This is a genomic window from Pseudomonas sp. MAG002Y (genome assembly GCF_019400845.1).
Classification (GTDB): domain Bacteria; phylum Pseudomonadota; class Gammaproteobacteria; order Pseudomonadales; family Pseudomonadaceae; genus Chryseomonas; species Chryseomonas luteola.
In genome coordinates this window covers 1-24659 of record NZ_WOEJ01000021.1, presented here as the reverse complement: position 1 = coordinate 24659, position 24659 = coordinate 1, and the positions used below count along the sequence as shown (strand labels likewise).

21 protein-coding genes are annotated in these 24659 nt (G+C 52.8%); 9 read left to right on the top strand and 12 right to left on the bottom strand.

All coding sequences use genetic code 11. From position 1 onward, the window contains the following. The first annotated feature begins 148 nt into the window (after nt 1-148). Complete coding sequence (locus tag GM154_RS22375; RefSeq protein WP_219653410.1) at nt 149-580, top strand: HIT family protein; 432 nt, start codon at nt 149-151, stop codon at nt 578-580. A gap of 118 nt (nt 581-698) precedes the next feature. On the opposite strand, the gene GM154_RS22370 is transcribed toward GM154_RS22375, so the two are convergent. The 3 genes from GM154_RS22370 to GM154_RS22360 all read right to left on the bottom strand — a co-directional run bounded on the left by GM154_RS22370 (nt 699) and on the right by GM154_RS22360 (nt 3729). Next, nucleotides 699-1232, bottom strand: a complete 534-nt coding sequence (locus GM154_RS22370; protein WP_219653409.1) for a glyoxalase superfamily protein — start codon at nt 1230-1232, stop codon at nt 699-701. A gap of 378 nt (nt 1233-1610) precedes the next feature. After that, complete coding sequence (locus tag GM154_RS22365) at nt 1611-2780, bottom strand: Gfo/Idh/MocA family protein (RefSeq protein WP_219653408.1); 1170 nt, start codon at nt 2778-2780, stop codon at nt 1611-1613. Between the two features lie 25 nt (nt 2781-2805). Next, a complete protein-coding gene (locus GM154_RS22360) occupies nt 2806-3729 on the bottom strand; it encodes a TIM barrel protein (RefSeq protein ID WP_219653407.1) in 924 nt (307 codons plus the stop codon). A gap of 371 nt (nt 3730-4100) precedes the next feature. On the opposite strand from GM154_RS22360, the gene GM154_RS22355 reads away from it, so the two are divergent. Together GM154_RS22355 and GM154_RS22350 are read left to right on the top strand one after the other, a co-directional pair. Continuing rightward, on the top strand, nt 4101-5162 hold the full coding sequence (locus GM154_RS22355) for a LacI family DNA-binding transcriptional regulator (protein ID WP_258019989.1): 1062 nt from the start codon (nt 4101-4103) through the stop codon (nt 5160-5162). A 174-nt stretch (nt 5163-5336) separates the two neighbouring features. Then, nucleotides 5337-5588: a DUF1654 domain-containing protein gene (locus tag GM154_RS22350; RefSeq protein ID WP_051370278.1), complete on the top strand. Its 252-nt coding sequence runs from the start codon at nt 5337-5339 to the stop codon at nt 5586-5588. A gap of 484 nt (nt 5589-6072) precedes the next feature. On the opposite strand, the gene yghU is transcribed toward GM154_RS22350, so the two are convergent. Further along, on the bottom strand, nt 6073-6912 hold the full coding sequence (gene yghU, locus GM154_RS22345; protein WP_125888883.1) for a glutathione-dependent disulfide-bond oxidoreductase: 840 nt from the start codon (nt 6910-6912) through the stop codon (nt 6073-6075). Nucleotides 6913-7597: 685 nt separating this feature from the next. Here yghU and GM154_RS22340 point away from each other — a divergent pair. Beyond that, nucleotides 7598-8476 carry a glycoside hydrolase family protein gene (locus GM154_RS22340; RefSeq protein ID WP_074828490.1) on the top strand — a complete coding sequence of 293 codons (879 nt, stop codon included), beginning with the start codon at nt 7598-7600 and terminating at the stop codon, nt 8474-8476. A 269-nt stretch (nt 8477-8745) separates the two neighbouring features. Then, the gene (locus tag GM154_RS22335) at nt 8746-9117 is read left to right on the top strand and encodes a hypothetical protein (RefSeq protein ID WP_074828489.1); all 372 of its coding nucleotides are present in this window, start codon (nt 8746-8748) and stop codon (nt 9115-9117) included. A 402-nt stretch (nt 9118-9519) separates the two neighbouring features. Here GM154_RS22335 and GM154_RS22330 read toward each other — a convergent pair whose 3' ends face one another. Further along, nucleotides 9520-10296, bottom strand: coding sequence for a hypothetical protein (locus GM154_RS22330; protein WP_074828484.1), 777 nt, complete (start codon nt 10294-10296; stop codon nt 9520-9522). A 517-nt stretch (nt 10297-10813) separates the two neighbouring features. Here GM154_RS22330 and GM154_RS22325 point away from each other — a divergent pair. Then, nucleotides 10814-12220 (top strand): APC family permease, encoded by a 1407-nt coding sequence (locus tag GM154_RS22325; protein WP_010798877.1) that lies wholly within the window; start codon nt 10814-10816, stop codon nt 12218-12220. A gap of 83 nt (nt 12221-12303) precedes the next feature. Here the strand turns inward: GM154_RS22325 and GM154_RS22320 are convergent, their stop codons facing one another. The 6 genes from GM154_RS22320 to GM154_RS22295 form a co-directional block, all read right to left on the bottom strand. Beyond that, nucleotides 12304-12765 (bottom strand): ester cyclase, encoded by a 462-nt coding sequence (locus GM154_RS22320; RefSeq protein ID WP_074828481.1) that lies wholly within the window; start codon nt 12763-12765, stop codon nt 12304-12306. A 90-nt stretch (nt 12766-12855) separates the two neighbouring features. Further along, nucleotides 12856-14085, bottom strand: a complete 1230-nt coding sequence (locus GM154_RS22315; RefSeq protein ID WP_219653406.1) for a multidrug effflux MFS transporter — start codon at nt 14083-14085, stop codon at nt 12856-12858. Next, the gene (locus tag GM154_RS22310; RefSeq protein WP_167517181.1) at nt 14082-14690 is read right to left on the bottom strand and encodes a TetR/AcrR family transcriptional regulator; all 609 of its coding nucleotides are present in this window, start codon (nt 14688-14690) and stop codon (nt 14082-14084) included. The genes GM154_RS22315 and GM154_RS22310 overlap by 4 nt, the downstream gene beginning before the upstream one ends. A 308-nt stretch (nt 14691-14998) precedes the next feature. Further along, the gene (locus GM154_RS22305) at nt 14999-15187 is read right to left on the bottom strand and encodes a hypothetical protein (RefSeq protein WP_219653405.1); all 189 of its coding nucleotides are present in this window, start codon (nt 15185-15187) and stop codon (nt 14999-15001) included. A 211-nt stretch (nt 15188-15398) separates the two neighbouring features. Next, complete coding sequence (locus tag GM154_RS22300) at nt 15399-17105, bottom strand: bifunctional diguanylate cyclase/phosphodiesterase (RefSeq protein ID WP_219653404.1); 1707 nt, start codon at nt 17103-17105, stop codon at nt 15399-15401. Between the two features lie 287 nt (nt 17106-17392). After that, a complete protein-coding gene (locus tag GM154_RS22295; RefSeq protein WP_219653403.1) occupies nt 17393-18310 on the bottom strand; it encodes a LysR substrate-binding domain-containing protein in 918 nt (305 codons plus the stop codon). A gap of 98 nt (nt 18311-18408) precedes the next feature. On the opposite strand from GM154_RS22295, the gene GM154_RS22290 reads away from it, so the two are divergent. Continuing rightward, nucleotides 18409-19614, top strand: a complete 1206-nt coding sequence (locus GM154_RS22290) for an MFS transporter (protein WP_010798884.1) — start codon at nt 18409-18411, stop codon at nt 19612-19614. A 12-nt stretch (nt 19615-19626) separates the two neighbouring features. After that, nucleotides 19627-20553, top strand: coding sequence for a TIGR03571 family LLM class oxidoreductase (locus GM154_RS22285; protein ID WP_219653402.1), 927 nt, complete (start codon nt 19627-19629; stop codon nt 20551-20553). Nucleotides 20554-20590: 37 nt separating this feature from the next. On the opposite strand, the gene mrdA is transcribed toward GM154_RS22285, so the two are convergent. Beyond that, nucleotides 20591-22438 (bottom strand): penicillin-binding protein 2, encoded by a 1848-nt coding sequence (gene mrdA / locus GM154_RS22280; protein ID WP_374940340.1) that lies wholly within the window; start codon nt 22436-22438, stop codon nt 20591-20593. Between the two features lie 306 nt (nt 22439-22744). Between mrdA and GM154_RS22275 the strand changes: the two genes are divergently transcribed. Further along, a complete protein-coding gene (locus tag GM154_RS22275) occupies nt 22745-23683 on the top strand; it encodes a L,D-transpeptidase family protein (protein ID WP_219653400.1) in 939 nt (312 codons plus the stop codon). Nucleotides 23684-24659 lie beyond the last annotated feature (976 nt).

The following is a 24659-nucleotide window of genomic DNA, read 5'->3' as shown; positions in this document are numbered from 1 at the left end:
AGGGGCGCCACACGCTTTAGTGTTTGATACGGAAGATTTAGTACTTGCGAGAAAGTGCGGTGGCAATCGTCATAAGGGAAATGATCAAACCAAAGTCAGAGAATTCTGAACAAAGACCTAGCCGGTAATGCCGCTATTAAGGACACGCATGTCACTCATTTCAGATCGTGTGGCGCTCGCACGTACTGGAGCAAACGACAAAGTTATTTGCCGTATGGCCTCTGGCTGGGCAGTGATGGGCGATGTACAGTTTCTTCCAGGCTATTGCCTGTTGCTTCCAGATCCTGTTGTTCCTAGCCTGAATGATCTTGATGCTGAATCTAGAACCACCTACCTACTCGAAATGACACGTATCGGCGATGCTGTTCTAGAGGCTACCGGGGCACTGCGTATGAATTATGAAATATTGGGTAATTCAGAACCAGAACTCCATTGTCACATTTTTCCCCGCTATGCATCGGAACCCGAGCAGCATCGTAAAATGCCTGTTTGGTTCTATGACTGGAAAGCCGCTCCCCCATACACAGAAGAAGTTCATGGAAATCTGCGTAAGAAAATTGCTCAACTTTTGGCTTCATGAAGCTGAGTGGTTGCTTTACCGAGCAGAATCAAACCTCCTTTTGGCTGATCGCTATTGTCATTCAGGGCTGGGTAGTCGTTGAGCTATACCCAAGCGACTATCCAGCTCAGTGAGCTAATCAGTCCTGGCAGAAACGAATGCGATTACCAAAAGGATCATGGACTTCCATAACCTTTCCCCACGGCTGGTGAACAATCTCTGGGCGTCCGTAGCTATAGTGTTTTGCTAATAGCTCATCGCGAAAGGCCTTGATGTTTTGCATCGGTACAAAGATCGTGGACCCCGGACTGGCGTCGCCATGATGTTCGGATAAATGAAGTTTGAGACCGCCTCGGTCAATACCAAGGTAAAGCGGCAGATGAGCTTCAAATCGATGTTCGAACTCGACGCTGAAACCCAGGAAGTCCAGGTAAAATTCCCGTGCCTTGGTTTCATCAAATATCCGAAGTATAGGGACAGATCTTCCGAAGATAGGGTTGTTTTGCGTTTGGTCTTCTTTTGAAAGTGCTGCTGAGGCAGTGTTCCAATCCTTGTAACCCAGTTGATGTGAGACCAACTCAAGCGCAGTAGAGTGGGGTATGTCTTGATTACGCTCTGCCAATGAAGCACGCAATCTTCTAGCCATCTGTTTGGCTTGCTCAATTGAAATCATCGTTCCTCCTGAAAGCGAAGCATTCTGGAGCTCGCATTACCAATGCTTCGGTGATCAGAGAAGCGATTTGGGAGAAAACATGGATGCTTTCACCTTACCCAAGGGGTGCGAGCGGCAGGCAGCAACGACCCGCCACGATAGTACTCCTTTAAGCCCTTCATGCCGAGCCGTTTAGAAGGAGCCTACCCAATTCCAAGGGGGCAGGCAGCGGTGCCTGATCAGGGCAGGTGGTTGCTATTATCTCATGCGCAGCGAGGAAGCCAGAATGAGTGGTATTTTCAGTGATGAGAAACTTTCGCTGAGCAGGTCGCAGCTGCACTGAATGTAGGTTGTTCATAGAGACGACCATCGTAAAGGCTTAGCTGTTCAGGATGCAGGTCAATAGTCAACCCATGCGCCGTCCTGATCTGCAGACTGTACGCAGCGCTCAACCCAACGCACTCCCTCGACGCCAGCATGGATGTCTGGGTAACGAAGCGTTTTTAATAGCGTGCTATCGTTACGGTCCGTCGCGTCCATGGCCAGGGCGAAGCGGTAGTAGAGATTGGCCCACGCCTCGAAAAGCCCCTCGGGGTGGCCTGCGCCGATGCGGTCGTCGATCAGGGCGTTGGCGTGGAGGTAGGTCATGCCGCGCTCCAGCACTTGAGCTGGTTGACCCTGGATTTCGAATGAAAGCTGGTTAGGACGTTCATCCCACCATTCAAGACTGGCCCTGGAGCCGATCACGCGGACCTTCTGACCATGCATGGAACCTGCGTTTACAGCACTGGACCAGACCATGCCCATGGCACCACTGTCATATTCCATGAGGGTATAGGCATTGTCCTCCAGCGGGGCACGGCTTTTGACAAAGCTCTGGCGCGAGCACATCAAGCGCTTGATCTTCAGATCAGGCAGCATAACTTCTGAAATATACAGCGGATGGGTACCTATATCGCCTAGTACGTAGCTAGGGCCCGCTATGCGCGGGTCCATACGCCATAGGGCGGCCCCGTTTTGTGACTCTACGGCGTCACTGTGAAAACCGTGGGCAAATTGCATGTGTACCATCCGAATTTCGCCCAGTTCGCCTTGGGCAATCATTTGGCGGGCCTGCTCGATCAGTTGATGGCCGGCGTAACCATAGGTCACGCCTACGATTCTGTTTTTCGCCAAAGCTACTTCACGCAATGTTTCAGCTTCCGCCACTGTAAAGCACAGGGGCTTTTCGCAGATTACGTGCAAGCCTGCCTCCAGAGCCGCCTTGGTAATAGCGTAATGCGTGCCATTGGGTGTGGCGATGGATACCGCCTGAATACTATCTGGTCGCTGGGCCTCCTGTTCAAACAGACTGAGGTAGTCCGGGTAACAGCGTTCAGGATCGACACCTAGTGTTATGCCAAATTCGAGACCGCGTTCAGGATTGATATCGAATGCTCCGGCTACCAAGGCAAAGTTCTGATCACGCAAGGCGGCCGAACGATGAATATAGCCGATCTGGCTATCACGACCGCCTCCTACCATGGCCCAGCGGATGGGGTGGGGGATACGCTTGCTGCCATTAATCATTGTTATTGTCCTTTAGCAGAGTGGGTTAGAAACCGATCGTAGAGAGATAGCTGCGGCTGGCCGCAACATCGTGCAGGGTACCCTTGGCGTTGCGTGGGTCGCGCTCCTGTTCGACGGTGATGTAGCCCTGATAACCCAGTGTTTGAATGAGTTCGTATAGGGCGGGGTAGTTGATGACGCCGCGTCCAATTGGGCACATGACGCCTTTGGCACAGGCATCAAAGAAGCTAATGCGTTCATCCATGACCTGATCGAATATCGCCTGATCGATATCTTTGAAATGCAGGTAGTCAAGGCGACTTCCGTACTGGCGGAGCGTCGCTACCGGGTCCATGCCGGCGTAATACAAATGGCCTGTATCCAGGCACAAACCCGCAACATCGTCGGAAATATCTTCCACCAGCTGCGCCAATTCATCGGCGAACTCGATATAGCCACCGGCGTGCGGGTGAATCACCGTTCGCACGCCATATTCCTTCCAGCTGAGGTCGGCTATGGTACGGATGTGACTCATCATGTGCTGCCAGTCCTGCTGGGGAAGACGCGGAGCTTGGTCAGAATGGCCAGCGTTATAGTCGCGTTCTTCATGTCCCCAGTCGATTACAACCAGATAGGGCATACGGAAACGTTGGCCGGGCTCCTGCTCGATAACGGGTAGGTGCGTAAGTAAGGAGCAAATAGTGTGCGTCTGCTCTAGAAGATTTGACAGGTTTCGAGGGTCAACAAGGTTATCGAAGATAGTTCCGGCAACCACATGCAGATCATGTGCGGTCAGAACATCACCAACTGTGTGAACGTCTAGCGGAAGATATCCATAAGGACCTAGTTCAATCCCGCGGTAACCGGCCTGCGAGGCTTCGTGCAGTACATGCTGCCAAGGGGGAAGAAAAGGATTGTTGACGTCATCAACACCCCAACAGCAAGGGGCAGTGGATATTTTTATGGCCATGTTGCGCTCCGAGGCTTGTTGTTATGACGGGGCTGTAGAACGTGATCGAAAGGCTAGAAGGCCTAGAAAAGTAAAGCTAGAGAAGGGATGGCGTTATCTGTCAAAACCTTTCAAACAAATAGAGTAGACTTTCATTTCCTGGCAGAAACGCACGCATGCCATTTAGGAAGGCATTGAAGTCTTTCTGGTGGACTTAACTATCGAAAAGAGAACGCATAAGTCTTAAGAGAGCTATGCTACAAACAGCGTGTAAGCCAATCCATTTGTAATAGAGTAGCCTGCAGCGCAGGGCCTCTTTGCTAGTAGCAGGTGCTATAGTCGCGACGGAACCTATCAAAACCTGTCAAACAAGCGGCTTAGGTAATCCACGCATGTCAGAGCCTTCTAGTGTCTCGTCGCGTCGCCCTACTATGGAAGATGTAGCCCGTCTGGCAGGGGTCAGCCTGTCAACAGTGGACCGGGTCATCAATCTGAGAGCCAGAGTGCGTGCAGACACAGCGCGGCGTATCGCCGATGCCGCATCTCAACTGGGTTTTCATGCACGGGGCATTATCGAACAACATCTGGCAGGGCAGCGGCCCATCGTGCGGCTGGGCTTTCTGCTCATGAAGCAGGGCGTGGCGTTTTACCAAAGGTTAGCCGAAGCGCTAGCCGAGGCAGCCGCCACCACGCTTAAGGCACAGGTAAGGGTTGTGATTACCTATCTGGATGACTTCGACCCTTCTACCACGGCGCAGCGGATTCTAGCGTTGCGTGGTCAGGTAGATGCACTAGGTGTCGTTGCAGCCGATCACCGCGAAGTATGCGAAGCGGTGGCCTCCTTGCGCGCAGACGGTATGCCTGTAATCGCACTAGTGTCTGATCTGGCAGCCTCTGCGGGTGCAGGTTATGTAGGGCTTGATAGCCGCCGGGCGGGACGTACAGCCGGCTGGTTCATTACCCAGCTGGCTCGCCAGCCAGGGGCGGTGGCGCTATTGATCGGCACTCAGCGCTTCCAGTGTCAGGAGCTGTGTGAAATGAGCTTTCGAAGTTATTTGAGCGAGCGGGCCGGGGAGTGGGAGCTTCTGGTGCCCAGGCTTACGCTGGAAGATGAAATGTTCGCTTATGAGAACACCTTGGATTTATTAAGAGGCCAGCCTGATCTGGCAGGGCTGTACGTGGCGGGAGGAGGGATAGAAGGGGTACTGCGTGCGCTCAGGGAGGTACGCGAGCGGCAAGGACGCTTACCCGTAGTGGTCTGTCATGATCTGACGCCTCTTACCCAGGCTGCCTTGAAGGATGGTCTCGTCCAGGCGGTATTGTCGCATCCGCTCGGTGTCATGGCGCAGGATGCTGTGCATGAATTGGTAAAGGCGGCTCTTGCTGCACCAGAGCAACTGCCGATGGGGCGAAATGCGCTTGCGCCGCATATCAGTACACCCGAAAGTGTGTAATCACTCCTTAAGTAATAACTTCGTGGAGGGCCGAACGTCCTGTGAGAGGACAGCCACACACAGGATGAGCATCGGTCGCGTAACTACATACGCTCGGGAGCTGGTTCATGAAACGGCATGATCTCCACACCACAAATATAATACTGTAAATATATACAGTATTGAACTATGCGTATGGCTAAGAAAACCACATCTTCTCCACCTACCCCCAAACCCTATGACTTACTTGCTATGCGTCTTCAGCGGGTTATCAACAGTCCAGCCGCACAGCGCGCAAAAACAGCCCTGCTTGAGCGGCTCGAAAGCGATCCGGATGAGGTGTGGGAGCAGATCATGGCGGAGCTTGAGGAAACCGACAACGTAACCTTGGCTTTTCGTGATGATGGGAACGTCCAGATTTTTTGGACCGTTCCGCAGGAGGGCTAATCTAAAGTCTTTTTTGGTTTCTGTGCGGCCCAATAGATACAGAGACCTAACTGTGTACCGTTCACAATGGATCCAGCCATGAGGTTTAGCTCTGGATTACCAGCTGGCTGGCTTTAGAGATGTAGCTCTAAAAGTTCATTTCGATAAGACATCTGCTCAGTTTATAAATACAACGTTTTCCGCTAACCGGACAGTTCAATGTTGCGTTGCGCCTGGGCAGAAACAATCACTATCGTAATACGGACATCAAGAGCAAAAGGAGACTTTCGTCTTCCAAGCGCCTGAGCGGAGTACTTCTAAATGACTAATATATCAAGGCGTTAAGACTCTTTATGCTATTAGAAAGAGTTTAATAACCTGTTGAGCTTAACTGGCACCACTTTGGCAAATAGTGTTTAACCCGAAACAAGCAGGACGGTGACTGAAAGCAGAGCCGTTTGCTTGCGTGTGGCGTCGGCCATCAGATGGCCGACGCTGCTGACGATCAGTCCAGATCCGACGCGTCGTGCCGCTCGGGTACTTGGTCTGTCTCTTCACCCCATGTGCGGTTGACCTTACGTCCGCGAATCACGGCGGGGCGTTTGGCAATGTCAGCTGCCCAGCGCTGCACATGAGTGTAGTCCTGCACCGAGAGAAACTCGGCGGCATTGTATAGACCACCCTGTACAAGAACGCCGTACCAGGGCCAAATGGCCATGTCGGCAATGGTGTACTCATCGCCTGCAATATAACGACGTTCGGCCAGCTGCCGATCCAGCACGTCGAGCTGGCGCTTGGTTTCCATGGCATAACGGTTGATAGGATATTCGAGCTTTTCTGGAGCATAGGCATAAAAATGCCCGAAGCCGCCGCCTACGAAGGGGGCCGAACCCATTTGCCAGAACAGCCAATTCAGGGTTTCGGTACGTGCCAGTGTGTCGGTTGGTAGAAAGGCACCAAACTTTTCGGCCAAATAGACAAGAATGGAGCCCGATTCGAATACTCGAACAGGCGTGTCACCGCCATGATCGGCGAGAGCAGGGATTTTTGAATTAGGGTTGACCTCGACAAAGCCGCTGGAGAACTGGTCGCCCTCGCCAATCTTGATCAGCCAGGCATCGTATTCGGCGCCGGTATGGCCCAAGGCAAGCAATTCCTCCAGCATGATGGTGACTTTTACGCCGTTTGGCGTAGCCAGCGAATACAACTGCAGGGGGTGCTTACCAACCGGAAGAGCCTTTTCATGTGTTGGCCCGGCTACAGGGCGATTGATATTGGCAAAGGTACCACCTGAGGCAGTGGTAGGTTTCCAGATCTTGGGTGGGACGTAAGTGGTATCACTCATGACAGTTTCCTTGGCCGGAGCTAATAAAGTGCGGTCGTCAAATGTGATGATGGGACCGCCTGACCAGCAGTACGTTTCCAGTTGCGCCAGGCTATAGGCTAGCGAAAGAGCAGAAGCACTCGGCATGGCTGGAAATCAACGCCCTGACTGAGGGGCAGCCGCGGGTATGACTGCATCAGACTGACTCAATCGCTTTGAAGCGTTTCAACCGAGTATGACAGAACAGTAGCTTTATGATGGAACCGTATCTGCTCTTTCATGATGCAGTAAGCGAGCATAAGTCAACGAAGATCAAGATACCTGCCCATCGTACTGGATACAACGAATAGACTTGGTATTCGCTTAGGATTATGTATATCGATGTTTAAGGGCATATCTTTAAGAGCGTATATTCAAGCGGTATAAAATATATAAAGGCTACTGCTTGATATATTCTTGATTTAATAGAATGGCGGCTTTAGTCAACTATTTATACGGGTATGTCGTTGTAATGATTAAACTTGGTTGTGCTATAGCTAGACTTGGACCTATTTTTAATAAGTAAGGTGACTAGACTATAAAAGTCTCACCGTAATCTGCTGAAATTGACCAGTTAAGCGTCAGGTTGACAGAGAATTATAGTCGCCTACGCTCCATAGATACTGTCTGAAACGGCACTTCTGAGGCATTTTTACAAGGAGAGGGGATGAGATCTTTTATACGGCGACTAGCAGTAACGCTGGGCATACTCGTTACGCTTGTAGGTTCACCATTGATTCAAGCGGACCCATCTAGTAAAAGTCCTAAACGGGGCATTGCATATGATCTAACCTCTGGAAAGGATATGAGTGCGTTATCTTCGGGCATAAGTTGGTGGTACAACTGGAGTCCCCGTCCTAGTGATGCCGTAAGTGCTTATAACTATGCGGACGTATATAAAATGGATTTCATTCCCATGGTATGGAATGAGAACTTTAATGATGGAGAGTTGCAGATGTATCTGACAGCTCATCCCGCTATACGTTATCTGCTTGTGATCAACGAACCCAATCTACTGGATCAAGCTAATTTGACGCCCCAGGCAGCAGCCGCCCTGTGGCCTCGCCTCGAGGCCATCTCCCGCAACACGGGCGTCAAGCTGGTGGGTCCAGCAATGAATTGGGGCACTCTTTCAGGCTATTCAGACCCGGTTGCGTGGCTCGACGCTTTTTTTGCTGCATACAGTTCGGCCCACGCAGGTCGAGATCCGCAAATCGATTATCTGGCATTTCATTGGTACGACTATGGGCTGTCTGGAATGCTTGATCGCCTTGCCCGCTATGGTCGGCCGTTCTGGGTTACTGAATTTGCGAATTGGCATTCCTTGCCTGACGGAGCGCAGATCGACTCCGTAGAAAAACAGAAGCAGCAGATGACCGAAATGGTCGCCCTGCTAGAATCCCGTTCCGATGTATTTCGTTATGCCTGGTTTTCCGGTCGAGTCGATAATGATGTGCATCACTCGAGTCTCCTGGCCAATGACGGCACGCTGACGGAGCTGGGCCGACACTATATATCGCTTCCATTCAATCAGGGCGCCCAGTAAATATCGTCTTTATAGCCGTTATAACAATGTGTGGACAGGCCGCTTCGACGTTTGCTCGTCCTGTAAGCAGCTAGCTTAATGAGAGCGCTGTTGCGGTTTATTCTGAGCAGCTCCTTCAGCAGGTGCCAGATTGAATGAGGTGACTGACGCAGGGGCCGGACTTGAGAGATAACTATCTTTCAACGTAATAGAAGGTATCTCGGCAAACAATTTTTTGAGTGTCAGGTTGCCTCCTACCATAGTGCTCATACCCACCTGAGCACTCAGCCATGACTCTCTCATCTCTCTTTCATAACGCCAGCATGGGCGCCTTACTGTTCGGACTGATCCTGTTGTCAGGCTGTGCCACTTCCCAGACGGCTTATCTGCAGGACGGAACAGCTGGATACGCCGTGGAGTGCAACGGCTTGTTAGGCCATTGGTCGTCCTGCCATTCGGAAGCGGCGCTACTGTGTGGAGATGAGAGTTATCGTGTGATCAGCCGCAACCGTCTGGATGGCATCACAGAGGAAGAGGCGGAAACCCTTTCCTCCCGCGAAGCGTATCGTGAGCGCAGCATGCTCGTTCAATGTAATGGTCATCAAATTTCCTGGCGTGTAGGCCTGCTGCCACACAGATCATCCCTGGAGCGCTCCTCTTGAGACCTGACGGCTATTCAAAGCGGCTTTGGTAGAGCAAAGGGTTCGCCTGCCTCATGCGGAGGGAACCTGGAGAGATGGGTCTAGCACGATTGAACGGTGCGCTATCGATACCTGCAAACGTCAGGCGTTCATCAATTTGCCTACCCGGGCAGCAAGAGCATGTCGATTGCAAAAGGTTTGGTCAGTATCTGCATGCCAGGATCAAGGTGACCGTTACCAATAGCTGCGCTTTCGGTGTATCCCGTGATAGACAGGGTTTTCAGCGTGGGACGAACTTCTCGCCCTGCATCGGTAATTGCTGACACAGATAGGGGAGTATTAATTGAATGAATATGAGCATGGCCGTTTTGCTTATGGCCATGCCCAGTGGTAGTAACTTGAGCGTCCGCTTGGACGAATAGCTTATTGAATGACGCGTGCACTATTGCCGGTTCCTGTCTGGGTCAGCGTCGTGTTACTGCCCGCATAGTGCCGTAACTGCTCCACGTAGGCATTATTAAACGTCCCGGTTTGTGACATAACGGTGTGGCTGGCGCCTTCGTATGAGGCCTGATCTATAAAGGCGCTATTGAAGCTGCCCTCTTGATCCAGCCTGATCGAACCGGTGTATTGTCCACTCTGCTGTATCTCTACGGTATTATTATTGCCTACTGTGGTACCGGCAATGGTCTCATACATAGTGGCTTGGTCAATGTGAACAGTATTGGCATCTCCAACCACATCATAGTCAAGGCTGTTACCATCTGAACTTTGCTTGATGGTGATACTGTTGTCGTTACCTTGAGCATTGGTGCGTATGGTTGAGCTAGAAAGATACTCACCTGATGATATGAGAAGTTCGTTGTTAGAACCGACCTGCGATGCAGTTACGCTGTTGTAATAAGTGGTTTGCTGTATATCAGCCTTGTTGTTACTACCACTCTGAACTAGATCGGTTTGGTTACTTTCTTTCCTTTGTGTCACTACCGCTTGGTTACCGTCGCCCTGTAACTGTTGAAGATTAACAACACCCTCATTGCCTTGCTGATAAACAATAGCATGGCTATTGGTCGCTGTTTGTTCAATTGATGCAGAGATACGATCCCCTTCCTGAGTAAGTTCTGCGGTATTCATTTCCGCTAAAGCACTAAAACTGACTGACAATAGGGCAGTGACAACAAGTGGTTTATGGCCAAACATAGCGCGCTCCATCCTTTCCATGACAGTTGACCGGGACGAACTGAATTCTGATTCTCTGCCTGTAGCCAGGATCAGGCTATCGCTCTAAAGGGTGGAAACGATGCGGTTTACTGGTTTAAAGAATTAGCTCTAGGCCTTAATGCAAATGTTTCAATAGCACTTGTGCTGACCGTGAGTGACCATGACGTTCCAAAATCAGGTTTCGACATGACAATAGCCGCAAGACTCGCATGACCAGTCTGTAACAGGCAGGTCGATTGTTTGGCATCTTCTATCTCCCAGGCCATTTTCAGATTGCTGCCCGTGCGCGCTCACCATCGATTCGCTGAAGGCGTAGTAATGGCTCATGGCCGTGTCAACGGCTGTACGATCAAGCTGACACCCTCATGCAAAAAGGGCGGCATCCAGAGACAAGTAATCCTGGCGGCTGCGCCTCACAGTAGCAGGCATCTGTAGGCACATCGTCCTGCAGCGCAGCAGTTAATGCTCAACGCCATGATGCGGAGAGGGTGACACTATGAATTCGAAAAGTGCTTCAGTGCTTGCGAACGCCAATGTTTCTACCGGAACAACAGTACCCATAAGGAAAAAGCTGGGCTTTCTCACCATGATGTCGATCTGCGTCGGTGTGGTCATCGTGCAGGGGTCGATGATTTCAGCGACGCAGGGGATTGGCTTGGGCGGAATGGGGTTCATTGCCGCCATGATCATGGCATTTACGCTTGCGCTATTCAATGCCATGACGTTCTCCGAATTGTCCCTGATGTATCCTCAGGCCGGGACGTTGGCTACGTACACGCAAAAGGCGATTGGTCATTTTCCCGCTATCGTGGCGGTATTTGCTGGTTATGTCGTGGTCGCAATGCTAGCACTGCCTGTGGAGATGTTTCTGGTAGATGCTATTGTCGGTCAATTGCTGCCTGGCCTGTTTCCGCCCAAGGTAGTGCCTATCGCCATTCTGATCATTCTGACGATTACCAATCTGGTGGGGGCCGATGTGTTTGCTCGGGTGCAGAACATGCTGGCCTTTATTTTGGTAGGCGCCCTAGTCCTGATTGGCTTGTCTGCCGTAACGGGTTTTGTGGCACCGCACCCGGATATTACGGAAACCGGAGTGGATTGGAGCTTTGTCTCTATCCGGGATGGAAGCTTTCTGGGATTAGTCGCGCTGGCCATGTGGTTGATGGTAGGCGTCGAATTCATCTGTCCCATGATTGCAGAAGTCCATCGACCTGAACGCAATATTCCTCGTGCAATGTTCCTGTCGCTGCTGGTAATGCTGGCGATCTTTCTGACCTTTGCCGTCGGTGCGTCCTACTATCTCGGCGTCGAGACATTGACTACTTCACCGCTGCCTTATCTTGACTATGCGAATGCGGTGTTTGGCAAGGCAGGTCTGCTGATTGCGACAGTCATGGCTTGTGCCGCAACGTGCAGTACCATCAACACGGTTCTTGCCGCGGTTGCACGTATGCTGCAGGGGATGGCTGAGAACGGCCAGGTTTTTCCGCAGTTCAAGTGTGTGAGCAAGCGCTTTGGAACGCCATGGGTGGCGATTCTTTTTCTCTCTGCAATTGTTTCCCTGCCAGTATTGCTCGGCAGCATTGAATCGCTCATCACCCTGGTCATTGCTGCCTCTACCAGTTGGTTGCTGGCTTACATGGTAGCTCATATCAATGTGATCGTTCTTCGCTGGCGCATGCCTGAGCACGCTCGCCCCTACAAGACACCGTTTTACCCATTGCCTCAATTGCTGGGCATTCTGGGGATGGGCTATGTCGCGCTCCATAACTCACCTTCGCCAGAGATAACCGAGCAGGTCTACAAGATTACCGGCGGTATTCTGCTAGTGGTCAGCCTTGTTGCGGCGTTCTGGGTAAAGGTCTACATGAAGCGCAAGCTGTTCGAGCCTGATCTTTCCTGAGCCAGCGATGTAGAAAAGGGCACGGGTGTGCCCTTTTCATCAAGCAGGCCGTTGATTCTTTCATCAACGGCTATTAACGGTCGCTAGAACATGGTGTTTTCGTTGGCAGCCTGCTCAGGGACATCCTGAATAACATCCCAATGCTCGACGATCTTGCCTTTCTCGACCTTGAATATATCTACCACCGCCTGGCCTCGATCATTCGTCCCGTTAGTGGAATGTACGTGCAGATACACGAGATCCCCTTCGGTAGCGCTGCGTACAACCTTGGCCTTTGAATTGGGATTGTCCTTGAAGAAGCCTGTGAAATAGTCCACAAAAGGTGCCTTCCCATCCGGTACTTCAGGGTTGTGCTGCCGGTAGTTATCAGCAATCACTGTGGCGGCCTCGGCTGTTTCATGACGATTGAAGAACTGATCGTAAAATGTAAGGACCAACGTCCGGTTGGCTTCTTCAGCTGTCAGGTCTCGAGGTGGCTGCGCCAACGCAATGCCACTCATGACCAGACCAAGACCCGCAACACTCAGCTTATACATAATGTTCATGGTGATGTCCTTTTGGATGGAACGCTGTTGCTGCTTCGCCTGATGTCAGGTGAAGCTTGGATAACAAGACCCTTTGCTTGCCATGCGACTTCAGTGCGAAGAGGCTTCTTCCATGGCATGACCAGAGCGTATAGACGCGCACAAGACCAGCGCCAGTGCACCGCAGATCCCTATGGTTGCTGGAAGCGAAGTTATGCCGGCGGCTGCAAAACTCACCACATAACCCACACCGGCAGACATGAGATAGTGCATGACGCCCATCAGTGCAGATGCAATACCGGCTTGCTTACCTGCATCGGCCATGGTCAGTGCGGTAAGGTTGCCAAATACCAGACCCAGCGCACCGATTGCGAGTGCGAGCAGGCTGCCATAGATCTCTAGCGTTGCATGCCCTGCCTGAGCCAGTAAAAACAGCCCGGCTCCTGCCAGCGCATGTAATCCCATACCAGCCAGTGCAATCGCTCGGGCGCTCCATCCACGTTTGAGCAGGCTGTTGCTAATCAGGCCTCCTATGACCAGCGCTATTGAGTTGGCGGCAAATAAATAGCTGAACTGGATTGGGGAAAGGGTGAAATGTTGGGTAAAGATAAAGGCTGATGCACTGATGTACGTAAACAGCGAGCCGAGGATAAATCCTCCAGCTAGGGTATAGACCATGAAAACGGGCCGGCGCATCTGCCGAACGTAAGCAGACATGATTCGGCCAACATTCAGCGGCGCACGTTGAGCTTTGGGCTGAGAGTCGGGCAGAACCGCAAGGCTCCATACAAACCCGGCGAGACCAAGGCCGCATAGGCACCAGAAAATAAGTCGCCAGCTACCGTGCTCAAGAAAGAACCCACCCAAGAGGGGCGCGGTGATTGGAGCGATCATCATCACCTGCATCAGCAGTGAGAAAATGCGTGCGGATTCCTTCACGGTGCAAAGGTCGGCGACGATGGCTCGTGGCGTCACCAGACCAGCCGCTGCGCCCAAGGCCTGCAGAAAGCGTGCAGCCATGAGCCACTCTATCGAAGGGGCCAGCGCGGCAAGGGCAGAGCCGGCAACAAATATACCGACACCGATCAGTAAAGGGGTACGTCGGCCAAAGCTGTCGAGCAGCGGACCATAAACGCCCTGACCAACCGCCAGGCCTGCCAGGAAGATGGAAAGTGTTTGTTGAATACGACCCTCTGAGACCTGCAAATCCATTGCCATAGCGGGCATCCCAGGAAGATACATGTCGATAGCCATCGCATCCAGGGCAGTGACCAGCGCAAGCAGGAGAACCAGTGCCAAGCCAATCGTGTTGGCGTCTCGTGTAGCTGATATCCGGCTCATGCCACTGCCCCCGACTTGATTGCAGTTGCCAAGGCGTTCGATAGCATGCGCTCCAGTGCCGTGAGTCGTACGGCTGCATGGGCAGTATCGGTATAGACCAGCTTGACCTGAAGGCTGTCGACTATTCCGATATACGCGTGGCTATAGAGCTGGACATCTTCATCTGCCAAGGTGTCTGGGGTATCGGTCCAGGCTCTCAGGCGACCCGTAAAGGCTTCCTGCAGTTGTGCGAGATAAGTTTCATGGCCGCTGTAGATAGGTACCGCCAAAACGGCTGGCGGCATATAGCCTGCACGTAACAGAAACTTAAGGTAATCGGACTCATCGTAGCGCGCGATCAGGTTGGTGCAATAGGTGAGTCCGGGTAGGGTTTTGGATTCTTCCGATACAAAACACTGGTGCGCTATGTCCTGCTCCATGCGCAATGCCTCTGCAAAGATCTGCATATACAGATCGTCCTTGCTATCGAAGTGCGCGTACAGAGAGGCTTTACGAATACCGACCGCTTCAGCGATGTCGGCAAGAGACGAGGCGTCATAACCGCGGTGGGCAAAGTGAGTGACGGCTGCTGAAACAATGCGGTCGGCAGCGGGAGAGCGATTCATAACTGGAGCCTTTAAGAGGGACATTACTGGTTGTTCAAGCTATTATAATAACTACCTACCGGAAGGTAGGTAAAGAGACGATTATTTCTATGTGTGTGCCCTTCAAAAAGCTAACCAGATAGAGGCGTGAGCAGGTATTACGTCAAACAGGGCGGGATTGCAGTATTAAAAGCGAATAATAAAAAGCTACTCTTTAAAAGCATTCCTATGCTATCCGCTTGTCGTCCTTGGCCTAGACGCCTGCAGCTAACGACACGTTGGAGTACAGTCGCTGACTCCAACGTATCCTTCTGGTCTCAGTACCAACTTCAGCAGCTTTTCTTCTGCTGATCAGTCTGCTTGACGGATGCGGTAGCGGACGCTTCTGCTTTTTCCTTCTGCATTAGGATGGTTTGCTGATTTTTGATCAGTAGTTTGTCCTGCATCAGGGATGATTCTTCAGCGGAGGCACCTTGAGCAGCGAGAAGGAGAGTGGCGGTGACAAGGGCAGCTTTCATAATGGTCATTGCGGTGACTCGTGTGGGTTGATGTGTCCATTATGCAATGCTTGAATTAGGAAATAATTAGGCCGCCAGTGAATGGATTATTTCGATTTTTAAAACTATAAAGCCGATATCGCAACTGCGTGTGCCATGCTGCTCTGATGAAGGTGTCATAGAGGTGAAACACATTCCGATATGCAGGCTGCTGTAAAAGCGTACGGTCTGTTTATGGACTCAAATCTTGCTGGTTCTCGCCTTCCCAGGAAGGCGATCGGGAATAATGTTCGACCCATTTCAAGACCTGATCGGCAGGCATGGGCCGGGCGATGCCATATCCCTGGGCCAGCTGGCATCCTATCTCAAGCAGCATTTTGCCTTGAGAGCGCGTTTCGACGCCCTCGGCCAGTACCTCTCGGTCAAAGGCCTTGGACAGACCGATAATGGCTTCGGAAAGGGCTAGATCTTCCTTGTCAGTCAAAATATCGCGCACGAACGATTGATCAATTTTAATGGTCTGGGCGGGCAAGCGCTTGAGGTAGCTCAGGGAGGAGTAGCCCGTCCCAAAGTCATCCAGTGAGAATGTCACACCCATGGCTTGGCAGGCCATCAGGCAATGCGTGACATGCTCCATGTTCTCGATGGCAGTTGACTCGACGATCTCGATGTCTAGCAGGTTTGGTGAAACTTCCGGATGCCGGTCCAGTATCGTCCGCAGGCGCTCGACAAAGTTGGGTTTCTGAAAGTGCCGGGCAGCGATATTGACACTCACCGGCCAGCTATGACCCAGGAGACTCCACTGCTTGATTTGACGCAGGGCTTGATCGATGACCCATTCACCAATCTCCACGATGAGGTCATTACGTTCGACGAAAGGCAGGAATTGAAGCGGAGGAACCAATCCCTCATAGGGGCTCTGCCAGCGTAGCAGGGCTTCGAATCCGATAACCTTGCCGGTCTGCAGGTTGACCTTAGGTTGGTAATACAAGCGCAGTTCCTGCCTCATCAGGGCCTGCTCCAGGCGTGCCAGCATCAGGGAGGCTGCCCGCGCTTCGTTGTTGGTTGGCACATCAAAAATCTGAAAGCGGTTTCGTCCGTCTTGCTTGGCCTGATACATGGCCTGGTCGGCATGGCGCAAAAGGGTATCTGGATCCTCGTTATCATTGGGGTAGATAGTAACGCCGATGCTGCCGGCAATCTCCAGACTCTGGCCATCAATCTCGTAGGGCTGGGAAAGCGTTTCGAGTAGGCGGCGCAGGCTGATGGGGAGTGTTTGCAGTTGGATGTCGTTGAGGATCAGGACAAACTCGTCGCCCCCCATTCGGGCCAATGTATCCTCCTCACGGAGCGTTTCGTGCAATCGATTGGCCACTTCTACCAGCAGGCGATCCCCGATGGCATGCCCGTAGGTATCATTGATGATTTTGAACCCATCCAGATCAAGCATGCCCAGCGCGAGTAGGCGGTGATGGCGGCGAGCTGAGGAAATAGCCATGCCTAGGCGCTCATGCAGCAATGCCCGATTGGGCAGGCCGGTCAACACGTCATGGGATGCCCGCCACTGTAGTGCTTGAAGCAGCTCCTGATGCTCGGTCACATCGAAGCGGATTGAAATGTATTTGACGACTTCCTGGGTTTCGTCGTCCGTAATCGGCACGATGGTGCTGTTTACCCAATACAGGGAGCCATCCTTGCGGCGATTGCAGATCTCTCCCTTCCAGATCTCACCCCGGGTGATGGTGGCCCAGATGCTATCGTAGAACTCCTGCGGATGCTGGCCCGAGTTCAGAATACGATGGTTGGAGCCTAGAAGCTCCTCTTTGCTGTAACCCGACACGGCACAGAACTGATCGTTGACGTAGGTAATAGTCCCGTCTGGATCGGTTTCGGAGAAAATGGCAGCCGCGTCTACCGCAGTCCTGTATTTATCGGTCATGTTAGATAGCAACTACCGCAAAGAATGATATTCAAGCAGCTTGATCTATCGAAGCGCTTCCCGCCTACCGAAGCCAGGACTAGAGATTGGAGTACGATCCGGGCTTACAGCGACGTTAGCACTGCCTCGGCGGTTTGTGCCCGCTGCAAGCACACCGTTGATCCGATAATCGCTGTTCTAGGTCGGGCATAGCGGAAGTGCCTGGCTCTATAACATATGGGACCAGAAGAACACGATTAGTGTTCTTGGTTATGGGTGCTGCTTTGCCAGCTAGAGTTAGAGCCTTTCTAAGGCGGCGTGCCCACCTGAGCCCAAGGCTCCTGGCCCAGCGCAGCGGTCACGTAATCCAGAAAGCATGTGATGCGGGAGGCGAGGGCGGTGTTGCGATAATAAACCGCATGAATAGGTTGTCGCACCTCGACCGTTTCCCGGGTGAGCAGCTCTATCAGCTCACCGGAGACTCGGTCGCGCTGCGTCATGAAGTCGGACAGGCAAACGATCCCTACGCCTTGCAAGGCCATATGACGGAGCGTCTCGCCGCTGGAAGCCTTGAGCGCAGGGTTAACAGAGAGGCTGTCTCCCAGTGGGTGACGCAGGGGCCACTGATTTAGACTTTCGGGTTGGGTAAAGCCGAGCAGCTGGTGATGATCCAGCTCGTCAACGGAATGAGGCTGGCCGTTCGCTTTCAAGTAAGTGGGGCTGGCCAGTACCCGTAACCGGCTGCTGCCAAGCGGTCGAGCATGTAGAGTTGAGTCCTTCAACGTACCAATCCGGATGGCGATGTCCGTACGGTGTTCGATCAGGTCGATGATTTGGTCACTGCTGTGCAGCTCCAGTTCGATTTCGGGATAACGCTTGTGAAACCCTTCTACAAGCGGGACCAGTGCATGCAGCATGAAGGGCGAGGCGGCATTCACGCGCAAACGTCCCGCCGGGCGTTGCCGCCGTATGGCCATCTGCTCTTCGGTTTCTTCAACGGCCGCCAGGATCTTGCGCGCCTGAGTCAGCAACGTCTCGCCTTCCTCCGTCAACTCAAGCCGGCGCGTCGTCCGCCTGAGCAGGGTGACGTCGAGCTTTTCCTCGAGTCGGCTGAGAGCCCGGCTGACACCAGAGGCCGTTTGGTCCAAATGGTCGGCGGCTGCGGTAATGGAACCGGTATCCACTACGGTGGTAAACGCAAGTAATTCATCAAGAGTCGTTTTCATTCGTGAATTTTAATCAAAAATAATATGCTTGAAACCCTATTTTTAGGCATGAATAAGTCGCGCAGACTGGCTTCATCTACTTCAACGGAGTCTCTTTCATGCCTATTGCCTTGTTGGCGCTAACGCTTAGCGCCTTTGCCATTGGGACTACTGAATTTGTCATTGTCGGTCTTATTCCTACCATTGCGGCTGATCTACAGGTTACGTTGCCGTCAGCGGGTCTGCTGGTCAGTCTGTACGCCTTAGGTGTTGCGGTAGGGGCGCCTGTATTGACCGCCCTGACCGGCCGGGTTCCACGTAAGTTTCTCCTGCTGGCGCTGATGGTGTTATTCACGCTAGGTAACCTTCTGGCGTGGCGGGCACCTGGATATGAGTCGCTGATTCTGGCTCGTATCGTGACTGGCCTGGCCCACGGTGTGTTCTTCTCCATCGGATCGACCATCGCGACTAGTCTGGTGCCAAAGGAAAAAGCGGCAAGTGCCATTGCCATCATGTTTACCGGCCTTACGGTTGCGCTGGTGACAGGTGTCCCGCTGGGCACATTCATTGGGCAGCATGTGGGCTGGCGAGAAACATTTCTGGCTGTTTCGGCATTGGGAATAATGGCTTTTATTGGGAGCCTGATGTTTGTTCCTTCAGACATCAAGCACAGCAAGCCTGCGTCTTTGCTACAACAGCTGCAAGTACTGAAAGCCCCTCGGCTACTACTGGTATATGCCATGACTGCAGTAGGTTACGGTGGCTCCTTCATTGCCTTTACGTTCCTGGCGCCGATACTGCAAGACATCACCGGGCTTGGTGCGAATGCGGTCAGCCTGGTATTGCTGATATACGGTATCTCGGTGGCTATTGGTAATATCTGGGGCGGTAAGCTGGCCGATAAACGAGGTCCTATCCGTGCACTGATGATTATCTTTGCACTGTTGGCTGCGGTGTTGTTCGTATTGACCTTTACCGCAAGCCATATCTGGCTGGCATTGGCAACCGTACTGGTCTGGGGAGCGGTGGCGTTTGGCAACGTGCCGGGTCTGCAGGTATATGTTGTCCAGCAGGCGGAGCAGCATACGCCGCAGGCGGTGGATGTGGCCTCCGGTCTTAACATTGCCGCGTTCAACCTAGGCATTGCCGGGGGCGCTTGGTTGGGTGGGCATATTGTTGCGCAGGTCGGGCTTATTCATACGGCCTGGATCGGCGGGCTGGTGGTCTTGGTTGCATTGGGGCTGACCCTACTCAGTGGCCGATTGGATCAGCGTAACCCGAGTGCAGCGATGCCATCCCGCACTACACTCACGCCAAGTCACTGATAGGAGTCTTGTATGTCGTCTGCATTGAGAGCATTGACTGCCGAAGGCTTCAGCATTGGGATCGAGCTTCCTCTGGATAATGACTGGACGGCAGCGGGTGGGCTGGCACGGCAGCATGCCGGCCGCCTACCCGGCGAGCCTGACCTTGAGGCGCATGCTGAACTGGCAAGGCTGGCGGATCGGTTAGGATACCGGGCCCTGTGGATACGCGATGTGCCGCTATACGATCCGGAGTTTGGCGATGCCGCCCAAGTATTCGAGGCGTTTAGTTATCTGGGTTATCTGGCCGGTATTACGGAGCGCATTCTGCTTGGTACGGCCGCCATTGTGTTGCCGCTGCGTGAGCCGATGCTGACCATGAAGTCCGCCGCAACCATTCACCAACTGAGCAAGGGACGGCTGCTATTAGGTGTCGCCAGCGGCGACAGGCCAGTGGAGTATCCGGTGTTTGGCAAAAGCTATGACAGCCGCAGCCATGCGTTTCGAACCCAGATCGGCATGTTCCGCGATTGGGGCGCGACCAAACTGCCTGCGGGTATACGGTTGCTGCCCCGTCCGGTAGAGCCGTTACCGCTGTTAGTCGCCGGTATGGCCCAGCAGCGGCCAGACTGGATCGGTGAGCAGATGGATGGCTTGCTGGCTTATCCTGGAACACCTGTTGAGCATGTACAGCGCAGCGCACTCTGGCGCAGTGTTGCCGGTGACAAGCCATACATAAGCTTTATCCATCTGGACCTGCTGGCGGACCCGAACGCCTCCCTGGTGCGACATCGCTTTGGTATTGCGGCAGGGCGTCGGGAGCTGATCAAAGAGCTTGAGGCCATGAAGGCAGCCGGTGTGCAGCATATCGGCCTGCATTTCCGGCGTAATCAGCGGCCTGTATCCCAGACGATGGAGGAGATTGCAGAGTACGTTCTGCCGGTTTTTCACGCTAAATAAGAAAACCGGGCCGTAAACCGGCCCGGTCACTCCAGATTTAGCCGTGTACATCCGAGGAGTTTTTGGGGCTGTGCGCGTACTGCTCCTTCAGATGACCGTCTGCATTGAGAAGCCAGGCGTCCATGACCTCCCGCACCACAGGGCCTGCTACACGGCCTCCCGCCTCACCGTTCTCGATCATGACCGCCACCACGATCTTCGGATCTTCTGCCGGGGCAAACCCTACAAACAGCGCATTGTCACGGTTACGTTCCTTGACCTTAGTGCGGTCGTACCGTTCACCCTGCCGTATGGCGACCACCTGCGCCGTACCACTCTTGCCGGCGATACGGTACTGCGCCCCCTGAGCTGCCTGTCGTGCGATGCCTCGTGGGGCATGCATCACCATCTGCATGCCTTCGTTCACGGCATCCCACTCGCGCGGGTCATGCAGCTTGATGTTGGGCATCGGGTTTGGGTCCTGTATCGGCGAGTCACCTATGAGCTTGGCCAGGTGGGGGCGATGCCATACGCCTTTGCTGGCAATCAGCGATGTAGCCTGGGCGAGCTGAAGCGGTGTGACCTGCATATAGCCCTGGCCAATTCCCAGGATAAGCGTCTCACCGGGATACCACATCTGGCGACGTGTGGCGCGCTTCCATTCCCGCGACGGCATCAGGCCGGTCGCCTCGCTATCCATGTCGATGGACACACGCTGTCCTAATCCAAAGTGCGACAGATAGTCGTGCAGGTTATCGATACCCAGACGATGGGCCACCTCATAAAAGTAGGTGTCGTTGGAGCGCATGATGGCGGCATCCAGATCCACCCAGCCATCGCCATTACGGTTCCAGTTCCGATATTTGTGATCGTAATTGGGCAACTCGTAATAACCGGGATCGAAGATGCGCGTGGCCGGTGTGATCACGCCGGTATCCAGCCCTGCGATGGCGACTTCCGGCTTGATGGTCGAGCCGGGAGCATAAAGACCGCGCAGCACCCGGTTGTAGAGGGGACGGTCGATGGAATCCCGCAGTTGGGCATAATCCTTGAAGCTGATGCCTTTGACGAACAGGTTGGGGTCGAAGCTGGGCTTGCTCACCATGGCAAGAACCTCGCCTGTGTTGGGGTCGAGGGCCACGATGGCGCCTCGGCGATCACCCAGGGCGTGTTCAGCGGCCTTTTGCAGGTTGATATCCAGACTCAGCGTAATGTCTTTGCCCGGTATTGGATTGGTGCGGCTCAAGGTACGCAGGATGCGACCACGGGCATTGGTTTCAACCTCTTCGTAGCCAACCTGCCCGTGCAGTTCGTCTTCATAGAAGTGTTCTACACCCGTCTTGCCGATGATATCGGTGCCGCTGTAATTGGTCTCGTCGAGTTTCTTCTGCTCTGCATCATTGATGCGCCCGACATAACCAACTACATGAGCAAAGTCATCACCGTAGGGGTAATGGCGAATGAAGTGCGCTTCGACATCCGTACCGGGCAGCATGAACTGATTGACGGCCAGCTTGGCAATCTGCTCCTCCGACAGATCGGAAATCAGCGTGATGGGCTGGTAGGGGCGATGAACCTGATGCACAACGTGTTCGAAATCTTCCAGGTCTTCCTCAGGAAGATCCAGCGTCTTGATGACGTTATGCAGGACCTCATCCAACTTTCCGGCACGCTCTTTGGTCAGGGTGAGGTCAAAGCTTGGCTTGTTGTCCGCGATCACGACACCGTTGCGATCATAGATCAAGCCCCGAGCCGGTGGGATAGGAAGAACATGAACACGGTTATTTTCCGATAGGGTCGTGTTGTAGCCATAGGTGATGACCTGCAGGTAATACATTCGGCCCATCAGGACGAGAAACAGAAAGAACGTGATTACCGAAAAAACGAAGACGCGGCGGTTCGCCATCTTGGCGTTGCGCTCGTGATCCTGAAGCGGAATTTTTGAGAACATGAATAAACGCTGAGCTAAAGAATTAAGACCGGCCAGCCACAGAGTGAGAAGATGAAGGCGTACTGGCGTAATAACTGCCCTAGTGTACCGGCGAAACGGCTTCGCGAGCCGATTAATGAAATGACAGGGGTGCAAATGATGCACCTGGACGGTCTTAGTAGAAGAGCGTCAAGTAATGTTTGTTTACTAAGTGTGTCTTAAGTCGTGCCAGCTCAATCTAATAGTCATCTTATTGATCGAGTACTATCGAAGGATCTTCCTATGTGGACACGTGCCTTGTCTGTGGTCGGGATGACGTGGGCGGTCAGCCTGTTTTCAAGTCCGCTTATGGCGCTTGAGTTTCCTCTGCCTCCGCCGGGTGAGGACATCATCGGGCAGGTTCAGGTGATCGAGGCCAAGTACGAAGACACGTTCGCTGATCTGGATGACACCTATGATCTGGGCTACAACGCAATGGTTGCTGCCAACCCGGGCGTCGATGCCTGGCTGCCGGGGGCAGGTACCAAGATTGTACTGCCTACCCGTTTCATTCTGCCGCCGGGGCCTCGTGAAGGCATCGTAATAAACCTGGCGGAGTATCGTCTTTACTACTTCCCCAAAGACGGTCATACGGTCTTTACTTATCCTATCGGTATCGGCCGCGAGGGATGGGGATCGCCCGTAACCACAACGAAGATCACCGGCAAGATCAAGGACCCTAGCTGGTATCCGCCCGCGTCCATCCGCGCGGAACATGCAGCGGAGGGTGACATCCTGCCTACGGTTGTACCGCCCGGGCCGGACAACCCGCTGGGGCCCTACAAGCTGACCCTGGGCCTGCCGGGCTATCTCATCCATGGTTCCAATCAGAAATTTGGGATTGGCATGCAGGTCAGCCATGGGTGCATTCACTTGCTCAACAAGGATATAACGGAACTGGTAGGCATGGTTCCTGTAGGAACCCCAGTGCGCTTCATCAATGAGCCCTATGAGTTTGGTGTCAGCGGCGGAAAGCTCTATATCCAAGCCCACCAGCCGTTATCGACAAAAACAGGGCAGCCAGCGGTGATCGATCAGAAAACTGCCTTGGTCAATGCGCTCATTCAGCGTACGGATCTGGGGCCGAACGCCCAAGTGGACTGGACCAGAATTGATGAGGCTGTAAAAACCTTGAGCGGCGTGCCGGTTGAGATTGTGACGCTAGGCCAGCCTGGTGTATAGACCTCTTAGGTAACAACAGCAGTATGCCCCGTATTGAACGTAGTGTTGGAAATTAAGCTCTGAACCTACTTTATAGTGACTCAGGGCTTTTAATTGTTCTTGCTGCTTAGTGATATAGGGCAGTAATCCGTCTGCTCGCAAGATCGCCATCATGCAATCGTTTATTTTCTTACAACGCTGGCCGCTTCAATCAAGCGCTCAAGAGCATTCACAAAGAATTCTTTCTCCAGTAGCCGACGCTGACCAAAACAGTATGAGCCAGGGAAAGGCATTTCCCTGTGTTATCTATTGTTATGGCCCAGCGGTCCGGTTTTAGGCAGGAAAATAAGGATTAATTATCTCTCCTGCCATAGGCAGGCGAGGACTTGTCATTGCTGTGATAATTGCTTGTGTGTCAGCAGTGACAACGTTAGTAACGCTTGTGGTTTACGGACCTAATCCAAACCAGCAAATACATATTGCTATATTTCCGTAGGTTTTCGAACAGCTTATCAAGCTTAAAACAACTGTTCGAAATGTGACGCAAGGGCGTAGCGTGACCAAGGTCTCCATCAAGTGCGGCCCTCGTCTGCTTTTGAGAAATCTTTCCTGTTGCCTCATCGCAAAAATCCAAAATCTGTGACAGCACCGTAAGATTTGCCTTGTCGATGCATAGTACTGCAGTCGTACTTACCTAAATTCGCTATTTGCCAAGCCCAATCTATTTCTCTACAGGGTTGTGGGAACAGTTGCGCCTGCCAAAAGCTTGTTTCCATTGTTTTTAGGGTCTGTCTGAAAAATACTAGATTGCCATCATGAACAGTCTGGGGCACCTTTCTAAATTATTGATTTTCCGTAACGGCAAAACGCTAAAAAGAAGCTTTAGGGTCGGTAACAAGACTTTTCAGACAGACCCTAGATGTTTGGTCCCAGGGAGAAAGGGTTTATGGTATAGACCTTTATCGGAGGAGGATCCATGGCTCAAGTTCTACACAAA